Below are 14740 nucleotides of genomic sequence, written 5' to 3'. Positions count from 1 at the left end.
GTCTCGCGCTCGCGCACCCGCCGGTCGACCCGTTTTGGGCCGCCCGGCAGGAGGCCCTCCGGCGGATTCCGGAGAAATTTTCCTGAGAACGTGCCTTCATCCCGAGGAATGCCGTGAAAGTTGCCCGCGATTGCCTCCGACGAGTCACAATCATCAGATGGACGCTCACCAGGCCGCGCTTCTCGGACGACTCGACCCCCACGTCCTCGGGAAGCGGCTCCGCGCCGCTCGGGTGGCGAAGGGAATGACCCAGTCCGATCTGGCCGGTGGCAACGTCTCGACCGGCTACATCTCGCGCATCGAATCGGGTCAGCGGCGTCCCAACGGCTCGGTCCTGACCGATCTGGCCGCCCGCATGGGCATCGGCCTCGAGCAGCTGCTCGGGGGGGTCGCACCCGCGGAGTACGACGAGATCCGGCTGACCCTCGACTTCGCTGAGCTGTCACTGGAGTCGGGCCAGGCCAGCGAGGCCCGCGACCAGGCCGAGAACGCCCTCGCCCGGGCGGAGGCGAACTCGCTCGCCGAGCACGCCGAGCGGGCTCGCTACCTGCGGGCCCGGGCACTCGAGGCGACCGGCGAGCTCGACGACTCGATCCTCGAGCTCGAGTCACTGGTCGCCCAGGACGGCGGCACCCTACTGCGCATCAAGGCCGGCATCGCGCTGACCCGCGGCTACCGCGACTCGGGCGACCTCACCACCGCGATCGAGACCGGCCAGGGCCTGCTCGACCAGATCACCGAAGCCGGGCTCGACAAGTCCGACGAGGCCGTGCAGCTGGCGGTGACCCTCGCCTCGGCGTACTTCGAGCGCGGCGACACCGGTCACGCGATCCGGGTCTGCCGCACCGCCGTGTCGAAGGCCGAGCTGCTCGGTTCGCCGACCGCCCGCGCGTCGGCGTACTGGAACGCCTCGATGATGGAGGCGCACCGCGGCAACGTGAGCTCGGCCATCCCGCTGGCCGAACGCGCCCTCGCCCTGCTCGGAGAAGGGCAGGACACCCGCAACCTGGCGCGGCTGCGTACGCAGCTGGAGTCCATGCGGTTGACCGAGGAAAGTCCCGACCTGGAGAAGGTCCGGCTGAACCTCGAGCAGGCCGCCCTGGAGTTCTCGTGGTCGAGTGCGGCCCCGGTCGACCTGGCCCGCAACGACCTCACCATGGCGCGCGCCCTGCTGCTGGCCGGCGACGTCACCGAGGCGCGACAGCTGAGCGCGCACGTCCACGCGACGGCGCTCGAGACCGCACCGCTCATCGCAGCCGACGCGAAGTCCGTCGAAGGACAGGCGATGGCAGCACTGGGTGAGCCCGAGGCCGCCAAGGCACGCTACCTCGAGGCCGTGCAGATCCTGACCGGCCTCGGTGCAGACCGCAGCGCAGCCCAGCTCTGGTTCGAGCTGGCCTGTCAGCTGGAGGACATCGGGGACACGGATGCAGCCCGCGATGCCTACCGGAGTGCGGCGGCATCCACGGGCTTGCGCAGCCGGGCACGCAGCGTCCAGGTCAAGGTCCGCGTGGATTCCTGACCTACGTGAACGCCGCGCCCTGGCTCACCCGAGGCGGAGAGCGTTCAGCAGCACCAACCGTCGCCGATGCGCATGGTGGTGTTGCCGCCCCTTGCGTCGTTGTCGGACTTGGCCATCGACGGACCTGCCACGCCGAGTGCTGCGACAGCGGTGACGACCAGTGTGATGAGTGCCTTCTTCATGATGCTCTTCCTCCCAGAAGTGATTCCCTGATTGATCAGTCTCCCCCGAAGACTGAGCCGCCACTGGTCCAGACCAGCGCCGGCGAGATCCGGCTCTTTGAGCCTGATCTTGCTCCCGAATTCGTCGTGCGTGACGTTCTCAGCACGACTTCCTTCGAATTCTCGCAAAAGGAAGACAACTTCGGGGACTTATGGGTAAATTTCAGTCAAGTCCAGTTGGCAACAATCCCCCCGGCGCCAACTGGAAGGAACACCCCGGCCCACCCCCACGGGCTCGGCGGAAATAGCGTTCAGGTCCCCCCCTGCGCTGCGAAACCCCCCGATTCCCGTCGGGGGGTTTCTTCATTTCCGGCCGCTCATCCGCCCCGGAGGGCCGATGTCACTCGGTGCCGTGGCGCTTGACGAAGTCGACGATCTGCGAGGCAAGCTCGGGGCGGCAGACGATCAGGTCGGGCAGGGAGACGTCGTCCTGGTTGTAGGCCAGCTCGGACCCGTCGACCCGCGAGCAGAAGAGGCCGGCTGCCCGCGCCACGGCGACCGGTGCCGCGTTGTCCCATTCGTACTGTCCGCCGGCGTGCACGTAGGCGTCGGCGAGGTCGCGTACGACGGACATCACCTTCACGCCGGCCGAGCCCATCGGCACGAGCTCGGCGTCGATCTCCTCGGCCAGTGCCTGCACGAACGCCGGCGGACGGGTGCGCGAGACGGCGATGCGGGGCCGGGTCGACGTACGGGCCGGAACCACGGAAGGAGTGCCGGTGTTGAAGGTCTCGCCAAGGGCGGGCTGCGCGACCGCACCGACGGTGAGGTCGCCGTCCTGCCAGAGCGCGACATGGACCGCCCAGTCGTCGCGCGGGGGCTCGGAGAACTCGCGGGTGCCGTCGAGCGGGTCGATGATCCAGACCCGCGAGGCGTCGAGGCGGGACTTGTCGTCTGCGGCCTCCTCGGAGAGCACCGCGTCGTCGGGCCGGTGCTCGGCGAGCAGCTCGGCGATCAACGCCTGGGCGGCCGCGTCACCGGCGTCCTTGAGCTCGCGGCCCTCGAGGCCTTGGGTGCGCACCTCGAGGAGTCGCTCACCGGCAACGGTGGCCAGCCAGGTGGCGAAGATGTGGTCGTCGGTGGCCGCTGCGGCGGGGATCTCTGTAGTCACGGGCAGAGCCTACTGAAGTCACAGGCGGTCAACATTGCTTGTCCTAGTGGCTGACTTTTCGGTGCCCATCCGCCACTCTGGTTCTCACACGCCCCAGCTCATCCCCAAATCTGGGGATGAGCTGGACACTCGTCAAGAAAATCGCCGTAGCGTTGCGGCGGCCTCGGGAAGCAAGCCGGCCCAGTCTCGACAACCGGAGAGAGCTCCTCATGTCACACGTCCGCACGCGCCTCGCCCTGACCGCGGCCACGACCGGGCTGGCCCTCGCGGCCACCACCATGGCCTGGTCCCCCGCCTCGGGATCGCCGGTCCCCCTCGCCTCGAGCGCGACCACGGCCACCACCGCCACCGCCCTGACCCCCGTGAACCGGCACATCCTCGACACCCGCGTCACGGAGTCGAGCGGGCTGGCCCGCAGCACCTACGCCCGCGACACGCTGTTCACCCACAACGACAGCGGCGACCGCCCCCGGGTGTTCGCCGTCGGCGCGAACGGCAGGACCCGCGCCGTCCTGACCCTGCGCGGTGCCAAGTCCTACGACTGGGAGGACATGTCGTCGGGCCCGAACCACACGCTCTGGGTCGGCGACACGGGCGACAACAGCCGGTCCCGCTCGCGCATCCAGGTCTACCGGTTCCGGGAGCCCGCACGGCTCTACAGCCGCACGGTGAGGGCGACCAGGTTCACCTTCGCCTACCCCGACGGTGCCCACGACTCCGAGGGGATGATGGTCAACCCCCGCACGGGTCGCGTGTTCATCGTGTCCAAGCAGGTGAGGGGCGCCGTGTACGTCGGCCCCCGGACCCTCTCCGCCACGTCGGTGAACCGGCTGCGGAAGCTGCGCGGCGCACCGTCGACGGTGACGAGTGCGTCGTTCCGGCCCGGCGGGTGGGGCTACGTGCTCGGCACCTACGGGTCGGCGTACACCTATTCCTCGCTCAGTGCCGGGGCCCACCGGGTGTTGCTGCCCTCGCGCCAGCAGGGCGAGTCGATCGAGTTCAACCGCGCCGGCGGACGCCTGTTCGCCGGGAGCGAAGGCGTCCGGAGCCCCGTCTACCAGGTCGCGGTGCGCTAGCGCGCGACAAGGCTCAGGGGCGGAACCTGACCCAGCCCCTGACCTGCTCACCGTCGACGGTGTTGAAGTCACCGCCGGCGACCACACCCAGACGCGACACGGAGATCGCCTTCACCCCCCAGAACCCGTCGAACCGGGGGCGGAAGTTGCGGTCGAGGGCCCCGGTGACCGCCGACGCCGCCAGCATCTTGATCCGCTTGTTGCCCCGGAACCCGTCGTGGAAGCCGAAGTAGACCCGGCCCCGGTAGTACTCGATCGCCTGGATGTCGCCCATCGCGGCGACGCGCCAGAGCCTAGTTCCGGAGCGGGTGCTCCACGCCGAGGCAGTGTTCGCCCCGGACCCTCCGGCGCCGTACAGCCGCGAGCCGGTGGCGTTGACCGCGAGGCCGAGCGTGGGCTTGGTGGCGCGGGCGAAGGCCGGCCCGGTCGTGGCACCGGTGGTCGACCGCACCGCACCGACACCGTTGCGCCACGCACGGTTGACCTTGCTGAACGGGCCGGCCACGTAGACCGTCGACGAGGAGCGGGCCTTGGCCAGTCCCCAGACGACATTGTTGACGCGGGGCCGGAAGCGACCGTCGAGGGCGCCTCGCCTCGAGAACTTGGCGAGGCGCCACCGGGTCTTCCCGTTGACGTCGGTGAACTTGCCACCGACGTACACCGAGGTGCGGTCCACCGCGATGGCCCTGACGGTGTTGTTGAAACGGGGCCGGAAGCCGGAGTCCAGCCGTCCCGAGGTGACCGAGACCTTGGCCATCCGCAGCCGGGCACGGCCCGCGACCTGGGTGAAGGAGCCACCCACGTAGACGTAGCTTCCGTCGGCCTCGAGGGCGCGCACGGTGCCCACCGTGTCGGCGGACCAGTTCATCCGCAGGGCACCGGTGGTCATGCTGAACCCGGCAAGGTTGCGGCGGGGATACACCGCACCCGTGGGGCTGATCGCCGTGCGGAAGGCTCCTCCGACGATGACGGTGTCACCGACGATGGCAGTGGCGAACACGGGACCGTTCACCTGCCACGAGCCCTCGGGAACCCGGTACGGCACCGCTTCGGCCGACGCGACTGCCGGGCTGCCCACCGACACCAGGCTGATCGCCGCTGCGACCGCACCGGCCACGAGCAGCCGGATCACGGCCCTGCACCCGGTCACTGGTCCTCCACACGGAGCACGAGTGCGGGTCCGAGACCGCCGGGGTACTCCGAGGACGCGTAGTCGGCGCCGTTCGTCGACATCGGCGTGATGCGTAGGCTCACCGCACCGTCGCCGGTGACGAGATCGGTCACGTCCACCTCGTACCAGCTGCCCGCCTGGACGCCGGGCAGAGTGCCGACCGTGGGTCCGGCCGCCGGCGCGGTGTTCCAGGTGACTGTCTGCTCGCTCCACGTCGTGTCACTCGTCCCGGACACCGCGCCACCCATCTCGGTCGGGTCCAGAACGTAGAGGCGAAGCGTCGCCCGCTGCACCTGGCGACCTGCGACGCCCGTGACCGAGAACCGCACCAGGCTGTTGAGCACGGCAGGTGACGAGTCGACCAGGAGCCGGTCGGCCCCGCCGAAGTTCGTCGTCGGCTGGCCCTGGTGGATGGTGGCGTCGTCCGTGGCTGCGAACGTCACCTCCTCGGTGCCCGGGTCGGGCGGGCCCTCCGGTGGAAACCTGACCCACCCCTGGGCGGCCACTCCGGTGACGCTGGTGAAGTCTCCGCCGGCCACCAGGCCGAGGGGCGAGATGTCGAGCGCCATCACGCCCATGAACCGGTTGAACCGGGGCCGGAAGTCCGGATCGAGCGCGCCGGTCACCGCATCGGCGGCGAGCAGCTTGATCCCCTGGTCGGTCTGGTAGCCGTCGTGGAAGCCGAAGTACACGGTGCCCTGGTAGTACACGATCGCCTGGATGTCGCCCATCGTGACGACACGCCACACCCGGGTCCCGGTCGTCGTGCTCCACGCCGCTGCCGTGTTGTTGGCGCCGGCGCCGTACAGCCGGGTCCCGTCAGGATTGATCGCCAGACCCAGGGTGGGCCGGGCGGAGGACCCGAACGACGGTCCGGTGGTCGACCCGTTGGTGGCGCTCAGGGCGCCCACCCCGTTCCGGTTCACCCCGTTCAGCTGGGTGAACAGGCCGGACACGTACACCACCGACGAGGTCGGCGTCTTCACGATCCCCCACACGTAGCCGTTGGCGTTGGGACGGAAGTCCGGGTCGAGTGCCCCGTTGAAGGTGAGCTTGGCGATGCGCTGCCTGGTCGCGCCGTTCACGGTGGTGAACTGACCGCCCACGTAGACGGCGGACGCGTCGGTCTCGATCGCCCTGACCGTGCTGTTGAGATTGGGCCGGAACTGCGCGTCCACGGCGCCGGTGGCCACACCGAGTTTCGCGATCCGCTGACGGGCCTGCCCGGCGATCGTGGTGAAGCTTCCACCCACATAGATGGAACTGCCGTCCGTCTCGAGGGCCCGGACGTCAGCGCTCGCGTCAGCCCGCCAGTCCGTGCGCAGGGCTCCCGTGGTCAGGCTGAAGGCGGCCAGGTTCCGCCTCGCCACCGACTGGCCGTTGGGGCTGACCGCCGTGGTGAACGACCCGCCCACGACCACCGTGTCTCCGACGATGACCGTGGCCCGCACGACTCCGTTGACCCGCCATGACGCCGCTGGCCTCTGGTCCACGAACACGTCCGCCGACGCGGTGGACAAGCTTCCCTGCGCCACGATGCTCAAGGAGGCGCCGAGCAGGCCACCCACCAGCAGGCGCCGTGCACCGCCGAGGGACCACACCTTCCCCTTCATGTCCTGCTCCCCTGCATCCGCGTCCGTTGCCATTGACTCGGTTCGAGGGGTCGCGGCAGGCGAGGTCGTCGCCACTGCCCCCCAAGGCGCCCCACTGGTCGAGCACGCTCGACCGGGCGGCCCCCGAGAACTTCCCCTCAACTCTGGACGCAGGAGGGTCGGCGATGGCCGAGTGCGCCGGGATATACCGCAACTTGGTGAACCTCGCGGCCGACTGTTCGCCCGGCACCCCGTCTCACGGCGGACCGAGCGTGAGCTCGAGGACGGGGCCGGGTGCGGTCGTGGACTCCGATGATGCGTAGTCCGCGCCGTCGGGTGCCGACGACGCCACCCTCAACGCGTAGCTGCCGTCACCCGTGACGTAGCCGGTGAGGTCGACGTCGTAGTCCTGACCCACCGTCACCCTGCCGAGCGTGTCCAGCGCCGGACCGGTGGCAGGCGGCGCGGTGTTCCAGGTGACCGAACCCTCGTCCCATCCGGTGCCCATGGCGAAGAAGGACCCGCCGTTGTTGGAGGGGTCGACGCAGTGGACGTGGAGGGTCGCGGAGAGCACCTGGCGATCGCCGACCCCGGCCACGTCGACCCGGAGGAGCCCGTCCTTGACGGTGTTGCCGTCGACCAGCCAGGTTGCGGCGGCGCCGAAGTTGCGTGTCGGCAGGTCTGCACGGGCGGTGGAGTCCTGCTCGAGCGGGATGACGATCGTGTCGGAGGGCACCGACGTCGTGGCGGTCGCCGGTTCGCTCCAGGCCGACCAGTTGCCTCCGCCATCGCGGGCCCGCACGCGATACGTGTAGGCGCGACCAGCGACCAGCCCCGTGTCGCTGTAGGCCAGCAGGTCGCCCACCGTCGCGACAGCCGTGGCGTCCCGCTCGATCTGGTAGCCGAGCACGGCCTGGTTGTCGCTCGCCGCGGCCCATGCCAGGTCGATCCGGTCCTGGCCCGCCTGCGTGGCGATCAGGCCCGTGGGGGCGGTCGGCGGCTCGGTGTCTTCCGGTGGCGCCGGGTGCACCGCGCTGATGCCCGAGTCGGTGAAGCCCGATCCCGGCACCGGGAGGAACTCCCATTCATAGCTGTCCTCGTGCAGGGTCACCTTCAGGACACCGAAGGCCTGGCCCTGGACCACGCTGTGGGTGGCCGGCGTCGGGAGCGGATACAGGCTTCGCCCGCCGGTGCCGACCACGAAGCTGCGCATTCCGAACGACGGGTCCGGTTGGGCGAGTGCGTCGAGGGGCGCGAACCGTTCATAGAAATGCTCGTGCCCGGCCACCACGAACTCCGCGCCGTGCTGGTGGAGGACGCCCCAGAGGTCTCCCATCTCAGTCCCGTCCTGGCGCGTTCCCGAGACCTGCCAGGGATGATGCCAATAGGCGGCGATGTTGTCCCGGGTGGTCTGCTCCAGGTCGGCACGCAGCCACTGCTCCTGCGGCGACCCTGTCCCGCAGCCACCGACGCGGGCACAGTTGCTGTTGAGCACCACGATGTGCCAGGTCCCGACGTCGTAGCTGTACCAGCCCTGGTCCGGCTGGCCTGCCGCCGACCCGAAGTACGCGAAGTAGGGCGCCGCGTCGGGCGACTGGTACTCGTGGTTGCCGACGGCGGGTCTGGTGCGGTCCAGGTGCCGACCCCAGCTGGGGCCGTAGCAATCGGCGAACTGCTGTGCCGTGGCGTCGGGGTAGACGGTGTCGCCGAGCGCCATGACCGTCCCTTCGACGTCATCGAGCAACGCAGCAGTGGCTTCGTCGTCCGTGGTCTCGCACGCGGCGATGTCCCCGGCACCCACCAGCACCGGGTCGTCGGTCGGCGGGTCGGGCGGATCCGGCTCCCCGGCGACGGTCACCTCGAGACGAGGCGCAAGGGCAGCACCGGCCTCCTTGGACCCGTAGTCGGCGCCGTTCGCGGACTGCGGCTGGAGGCGCAGACTCACGTCACCGTCCGCCGTGACCAGGCTGGTCACGTCCACGTCGTAGCGCACCCCAGCGTTGACCCGGGGCAGCGTGGCGACAGGTGCCGCGGCAGCAGGGGCCGTGTTCCAGGTGACGGTGTCCTCGTCCCAGGAGGCCTCGCCCGTGGGCGCCACGGTGCCGCCCGCCTCGGACTGGTCGACGGCGGCCAGCGACAGCACCGCCCGCTCCACGTCACGGCCGGCGACTCCGTCGACCTCGAAACGGATCAGGCTGTGCTGGACGGCGGGGCTGAGGTCGACCGACAGCCGCTGGGTGCCGCCGAAGTTCCCCTGCGGTTGGTCCTGCCGGACCGTGGCGTCGTCGGACGGGCCGAAGACCAGCTCCTCGGGCTCAGGCCCCAGCTCCGGCGTGGTGACCAACAGCTCCGCGGAGTACGCCGACTCGTTGCCGGCGGCGTCGCGCGCTCGGACGGCGTACCGGTAGGTGCTCTCCGGCTGGAGTGCCGTGTCGTTGAACGTGAGGGTGGTGCCACCCACCGCAGCGACGGGCACACCGTCGCGAGTCACGTCGTAGCCCGCGACGCCCCGATCGTCGCTCGCGGCGCTCCAGGACAGGGCGACCGAGGTCGGCTGGACGGACGTCGTGTGCAGGCCGGTCGGAGGCGACGGTGCCGTCTCGTCGGGCGTCCCCGAGCCCGGGAACCTGGCCCACCCCTGCGCCGCGACCCCGGAGACCTGGGTGAAGTCACCGCCGACCACCACGCCGTCGGCGGTCACGTCGATGGCGTCCACGCCCCAGAAGAGGTTGAACGTCGGGCGGAAGTCGGGGTCGAGGGCCCCGGTCAGGTCGTCGGCCGCGAGGATCCTCAGCCCGGTGTTGCCCTGAAACCCCTCGTGGAAGCCGAAGTAGACCGTGCCATCGTAGTGCTCGATCGCCTGGATGTCCCCCATGGCGCGATGGGTCCAGACCCGGACGCCCGTGCTCGAGTTCCATGCGGAGACGGCGTTGAGCCCGCTGCCACCAGCGCCGTACAGCATCGTCCCGTCCTCGTTGACCGTCAGGCCGAGGGTGGGGCGGGCCGAGGAGCCGAACGACGGACCCGTGGTGGCGCCTGTGACGGCGTTCAGGCCACCCACACCGTTGCGGTTGACGCCGTTCAGCTGGCCGAACGGGCCTGACACGTAGACCACGGGGGACGAAGGCGCCTTGGTGATGCCGAAGACGTTGCCGTTGGCCTCCGGCGTGAACTGGCCGTCCAGCTGACCGGTCGTCGACAGGCGCGCCACCCGGAGCCGGGAGGCCCCGTCCACGCTGGTGAAGTGGCCACCGGCGTAGAGCGACGACCCGTCGAGGACCAGCGCGCGGACGGTCGAGTTGACGTTCGGCGCGAAGCCCGGGTCCAGGTCACCGCTCCCGACGCCCACCTTGGCCAGACGCCGCCGGGTCTGTCCGTCCACGTTGGTGAAGGAGCCGCCCACGTACAGCCAGGAGCCGTCGGAGTCGAGGGCCTGCACCGTGGAATCGACGTCGGCCCGCCAGTCGGTCAGGAGGGCACCAGTGGTCAGGTCGAAGGCGGCCAGGTTGCGTCGTGGCACGGACTGTCCGGTGGGGCTGACGGCGGCAGTGAACGTGCCTCCGACGAAGACTGTGTCGCCCACGATCTTGGTGGCGTAGGTGCGTCCGTTCAGCCGCCAGGAGGGCGCCGGGGTGTCGTCGACGTGGACGTCCGCCATGACCGGGGCCAGGACACCCTGGCCCGCCAGGCTCAGCGCCAGGCCGACGAGCGCGGCCAGCAGCAACCGCACGAGCCCTGGACAGTTCCCGCTGTCGCTCCTCATCACGCCACCCACCTGACCGCTCATCCCGGGATGCCCCTCCCCGGGACGAACTGAGCAGACCCGCCCATCGTGCCACCAGAACGCGCGCGGACCCGGGTCGAGTGGGTCTATCGCCCATTTTGGAGATGGTCCGCGGAGATGGTCCGTGGAGATGGTCCCGGCGAGCCGTCGTACGACGCTCAGCTGTTGAAGCGCGACTGCGTCTTCGCGAGGCCCTCGGTGGTCAGGCACTCGATCGCGTCTGCGGCGTCGAAGACCTGGAACGGGAGCTCCTTCTTCTCCTTCGCGGAGTAGTTCGAGAGCACGAAGTCGGCGACGTCCTGGCGGCCCGGGGGGCGGCCGATGCCGGCCCGCACCCGGTAGAAGTCGCCGGTGCCGAGCGAGGAGCGCATCGAGCGCAGGCCGTTGTGACCGTTGTCGCCACCGCCGAGCTTGACCCGCAGGGTTCCGAAGCCGATGTCGAGCTCGTCGTGCACGGCGATGATGCGCTCGGGCGGCACCTTGTAGAACTTGGCCACTGCCGAGACCGGCCCGCCGGACTCGTTCATGTAGCCGCGCCCGCGCATCAGCACGACGCGGGGTCCGGGCGTGCCGGCAGGGGTCAGCCTGCCCTCGACCACGTCGGCGCGCCCGGTCTTGTGCGCACGCCAGGACGCACTCATCCGCGCGGCCAGCTCGTCCGTGACGAGGTAGCCGACGTTGTGCCGGTGCCCGGAATACGAAGGACCGGGATTCCCCAGGCCGACGACGAGCCACACGTCCTGTGGTTCGGTCATGCCTGAAGTATCCCGGTCCTTGCGCGAAACGATCAAACGGGTTCGGCGGAAGATCACTCCTCGGAGGAACCCTCGGCAGCCTCTTCGCCGACCTCGGGCACCTCGGGCTCGTCCTTCTCGATGCCGGCCTCGGCCTCGGCCTCTTCGAGCTCGGCCTCGACCTCTTCGGTCGTGGGCGCCTCGACGATGTTGACGATGAGGAGCTCGTCGTCGGAGAGCAGCGTGCTGCCCGAGGGGAGCGTGATCGCGTTGGCCAGGATCTGGGTGCCCGCCTCGAGTCCCTCGATGGAGACCTCGAAGTACTCGGGGATGTGCGTCGCCTCGGCCTCGACCTGGAGGGTGGTGTTCTCGGTCATCACCAGGGTCTCCTTGGCGGCCTCGCCGACCAGGTGCACGGGGACGTCGACGGTGACCTTCTCGCCCTTGCGGACGGCGACGAAGTCGATGTGCTCGATCAGGCGGCGGACCGAGTCGACCTGGACGGCCTTGGTCAGCGCGAGCTGGGTCTTGCCGTCGATGTCGAGCTCGAGCAGCGCGTTGGCGCCACCGTGGCGCAGCGCCATGGTGGTGGCGTGCGTCGGCACGGTCACGTGGATCGGGTCGTTGCCGTGGCCGTAGATGACCGCGGGGATCTGGTTGGCACGACGGGCCCGACGGGCGGCGCCCTTGCCGAACTCGGTGCGGGTCTCGGCCTTGATCTTCTCGGCTGACATGTTCTTCTCCTGGCGTGGTTCGCGGATGCGTGCTTCTCAGATGAGGGCAGTGGATGCCGGAGACGAGAAACGCCGCGTCTTCCGGATCGGAAAGCGCGGCGTGATGGATCTACCGGCCCTGTCGATCACGGAGTCCCTGCGGATGTGCAGCGCTCCCTCGCCGAGGCAACTGTACGATCTTACGGCCGGGTCCCCCCGGTTGACCAATTCACGCCTTCCCGCCGCCCAGTAACGTCGACGCGTGACCTCCCTCTCGCTCTCCGACTCCCGTCAGCGCGCCACCGTCCTCGACGTCACGTCGTACGACGTACACCTCGACCTGACCGGCGTGGAGCACTTCGGCTCACGCTCCACGATCCGGTTCGCCGCACGGGAGACCGGGGCGGAGACGTTCGTCGAGATCGCCGACGCACTCTCGGTGCGGGCCACCCTCAACGGCGTGGAGCTGCCGGCGGGCGCGTGGGCCGACGGCCGCATCACACTCACGGATCTCGCCGAGCACAACGAGCTGGTGGTCGACGCGACGCTGCCCTACGTCACCAACGGCGACGGCATGCACCGGTTCGTCGACCCGGCCGACGGGGAGACCTACGTGTCGGCGTACTGCGGGATGGACATCGCCTCGCGGGTCTTCGCCTGCTTCGACCAGCCCGACCTGAAGGCGACGGTCACGCTGACCGTGGACGCCGACCCGCGGTGGACCGTGCTGGCCAACGGTCAGTGCACGCTCTCGGGCGAGGGCCACTGGTCCTTCGCCACCACGCCGCCCATCTCGCCGTACCTCTTCGTGGTGTGCGCCGGCCCCTGGCACTCGGTGACGTTCGAGCACCGCGGCCTGCCCTTCGGCTGGCACGCGCGCCAGTCGCTGGCCACCGAGCTCGAGCGGGACGCCGACGAGCTGCGCCGGATCACCACCTCCTGCTTCGACCACCTCACCGCGACCTTCGACGAGCCCTACGCGTTCGACTCCTACGACCAGGTGATGGTCCCGGGCCTGAACTGGGGCGCCATGGAGATGCCCGGCTGCATCACCTTCGACGACGGACTGCTCTTCCGCGGCACTCCGAGCGCCATGCAGGCGCAGCACCGCGCCATGGTGATCGCGCACGAGATGGCACACATGTGGTTCGGCGACCTGGTCACCATGAAGTGGTGGGAGGACTCCTGGCTCTCCGAGTCGTTCGCCGACTACATGGGCTACCAGGTGGCCGGTGCCGCCGCCGGCTTCACCGACGGCTGGATCGCGTGTGCGGTCAACAGCAAGCCGAGCGGCTACCGCGCCGACGAGCGTCGTTCCACCCACCCGGTGGCCGAGGACGCCGAGGCGATGGTCGACGTCGACACCGCCTTCGGGAACTTCGACATGATCACCTACGCCAAGGGCAACGCCGTGCTGCGCCAGCTGGTCACCTGGCTCGGCGAGGACACGTTCGTGGCCGGGGCCAACGCCTACCTGACCCGCCACGGCTTCGGGAACGCGGAGCTCGCCGACTTCCTCGAGGCCCTGGACTCGGTCAGCGATCGCGACGTCCGAGCCTGGGCGCAGGTGTGGCTGCGGCAGAGCGGGTTCGACACGATCCTCGTCAGCCGCGACGGCGGCGTGCCGGTGCTCACCTGTGAGGGCGGGCGGCCGCACCGCCTCACCGTCACCGGGTACGCCGACTCCGGCGAGGTGGTCGGCTCGCGACTCGTCGATCTCGCCGACGAGCCCGTACCGCTGCCCGAGTTCGCCGGTCTGGCCGTGGTCGCCAACAGCGGCGACGAGACCTTCGCCCGGGTGCGGCCCGACCCGCAGTCGTGGGCGTTCGTGGTCGACCGGCTGAGCCATCTCGAGGACCCGCTGACCCGGGCCGTGCTCTGGCACACCGCGGTCGACATGACGCGCACGGGCGACCTCCGGGTGCCCGACCTGTTCGCCCTGGTCGCGGCCCACCTGGCCGCGGAGCCGCACCCGATGGTCTTCGAGGGCGCGCTGGTTCTCGTGCGCGAGCAGGTGCTCGCGCGTCTCGTCGCACCCGCGCAACTGGAGGAGGCGGCCGGGGTCGTCTCCGCGGTCGCGACCCTGGTGCTGGCCGACGGCTGGGACGGGCCCCGTGCGGTCGCCGCCGCTCAGGCCCTGGCCGCCACGACGACCGACGTCGCCCTGCTCGAGGAGTGGTTGTCCTCCGGCCAGACAGCTCCGGGCCACCCGCTCGACCCCGACCTGCGGTGGTCCGCCGTACGCCGACTCGTCGAGCTCGGCGCCGACCCCTCGGTGATCGACCACACGCTGGAGCAGGACTCCTCGGCGAGCGGGGAGATCGGTGCGCTCCGAGCCCGCGCCGCCGTACCCACGCCCGAGGCGAAGGCCGCGGCCTGGGCGCTGGCCTACGAGGGCGAGCCGTCGAACCGCGAGTTCCGCGCGGTCAACGACGGCTTCTGGACCGCCGGGCAGCACGATCTCGTCGACGCCTACCTCGACCGCTACGTGGAAGCCGGGCCCAAGGTGGCCCGCCGTCGGGGCCAGGCCTTCTCGAAGGGCGTCGGCCACTCGTTCCCCGTGCTGCCGCTGCCGCTGCCGGCGATGGAGCGCCTGCGCGACGGCGTGACGGGCGCCTTGGCCGACTCCACCGACGGTGTCCCCACCGCTGCCGGCGTCCCCACCGCTGCCGGCGTCCCGACCGTGCTGCACCGCGAGTGGTCCGACCGCCTCGACGACCTCACCCTCGCCCTCCACGTCAGGTCGCGAACCGTGGATTCTTGATGCGCGAACCGCGTGCTTTCGATGCGCGAACCGGGGATTTTTGCGCCCCGGT

10 protein-coding genes are annotated in these 14740 nt (G+C 70.1%); 3 read left to right on the top strand and 7 right to left on the bottom strand.

Going from position 1 to position 14740, the window contains the following annotated elements:
- Nucleotides 1-157: 157 nt before the first annotated feature.
- The gene (locus ASD30_RS19900; protein WP_056685953.1) at nucleotides 158-1522 is read left to right on the top strand and encodes a helix-turn-helix domain-containing protein; all 1365 of its coding nucleotides are present in this window, start codon (nucleotides 158-160) and stop codon (nucleotides 1520-1522) included.
- A gap of 44 nt (nucleotides 1523-1566) precedes the next feature.
- On the opposite strand, the gene ASD30_RS26740 is transcribed toward ASD30_RS19900, so the two are convergent.
- Both ASD30_RS26740 and ASD30_RS19895 read right to left on the bottom strand, forming a co-directional pair.
- Entirely contained in the window at nucleotides 1567-1704 is a 138-nt protein-coding gene (locus tag ASD30_RS26740; RefSeq protein WP_156388819.1) for a hypothetical protein, read from the bottom strand.
- 379 nt (nucleotides 1705-2083) lie between these two features.
- Entirely contained in the window at nucleotides 2084-2854 is a 771-nt protein-coding gene (locus ASD30_RS19895) for a 3'(2'),5'-bisphosphate nucleotidase CysQ (protein WP_235530181.1), read from the bottom strand.
- Between the two features lie 209 nt (nucleotides 2855-3063).
- On the opposite strand from ASD30_RS19895, the gene ASD30_RS19890 reads away from it, so the two are divergent.
- Nucleotides 3064-3930 (top strand): hypothetical protein, encoded by an 867-nt coding sequence (locus ASD30_RS19890; protein WP_056685950.1) that lies wholly within the window; start codon nucleotides 3064-3066, stop codon nucleotides 3928-3930.
- A gap of 13 nt (nucleotides 3931-3943) precedes the next feature.
- Here ASD30_RS19890 and ASD30_RS19885 read toward each other — a convergent pair whose 3' ends face one another.
- From ASD30_RS19885 to ASD30_RS19865, 5 genes are all read right to left on the bottom strand, one after another.
- The gene (locus tag ASD30_RS19885) at nucleotides 3944-5080 is read right to left on the bottom strand and encodes a hypothetical protein (RefSeq protein ID WP_056685947.1); all 1137 of its coding nucleotides are present in this window, start codon (nucleotides 5078-5080) and stop codon (nucleotides 3944-3946) included.
- On the bottom strand, nucleotides 5077-6714 hold the full coding sequence (locus ASD30_RS19880; RefSeq protein WP_056685944.1) for a CBM96 family carbohydrate-binding protein: 1638 nt from the start codon (nucleotides 6712-6714) through the stop codon (nucleotides 5077-5079). The genes ASD30_RS19885 and ASD30_RS19880 overlap by 4 nt, the downstream gene beginning before the upstream one ends.
- A 235-nt stretch (nucleotides 6715-6949) precedes the next feature.
- A complete protein-coding gene (locus ASD30_RS19875) occupies nucleotides 6950-10456 on the bottom strand; it encodes a CBM96 family carbohydrate-binding protein (protein ID WP_156409803.1) in 3507 nt (1168 codons plus the stop codon).
- Nucleotides 10457-10635: 179 nt separating this feature from the next.
- Entirely contained in the window at nucleotides 10636-11232 is a 597-nt protein-coding gene (gene pth, locus ASD30_RS19870) for an aminoacyl-tRNA hydrolase (protein ID WP_056685938.1), read from the bottom strand.
- Between the two features lie 53 nt (nucleotides 11233-11285).
- On the bottom strand, nucleotides 11286-11945 hold the full coding sequence (locus tag ASD30_RS19865) for a 50S ribosomal protein L25/general stress protein Ctc (RefSeq protein WP_056685935.1): 660 nt from the start codon (nucleotides 11943-11945) through the stop codon (nucleotides 11286-11288).
- 241 nt (nucleotides 11946-12186) lie between these two features.
- Here ASD30_RS19865 and pepN point away from each other — a divergent pair, with 241 nt between their 5' ends.
- Nucleotides 12187-14688: an aminopeptidase N gene (gene pepN, locus ASD30_RS19855; protein ID WP_056685929.1), complete on the top strand. Its 2502-nt coding sequence runs from the start codon at nucleotides 12187-12189 to the stop codon at nucleotides 14686-14688.
- Nucleotides 14689-14740: the final 52 nt, after the last annotated feature.

The sequence above is a fragment of the Nocardioides sp. Root140 genome (assembly GCF_001426745.1).
Taxonomy (GTDB): Bacteria; Actinomycetota; Actinomycetes; order Propionibacteriales; family Nocardioidaceae; genus Nocardioides.
Note: the sequence above shows the minus strand (reverse complement) of the source record. Positions and strands in the feature narration are given on the sequence as shown.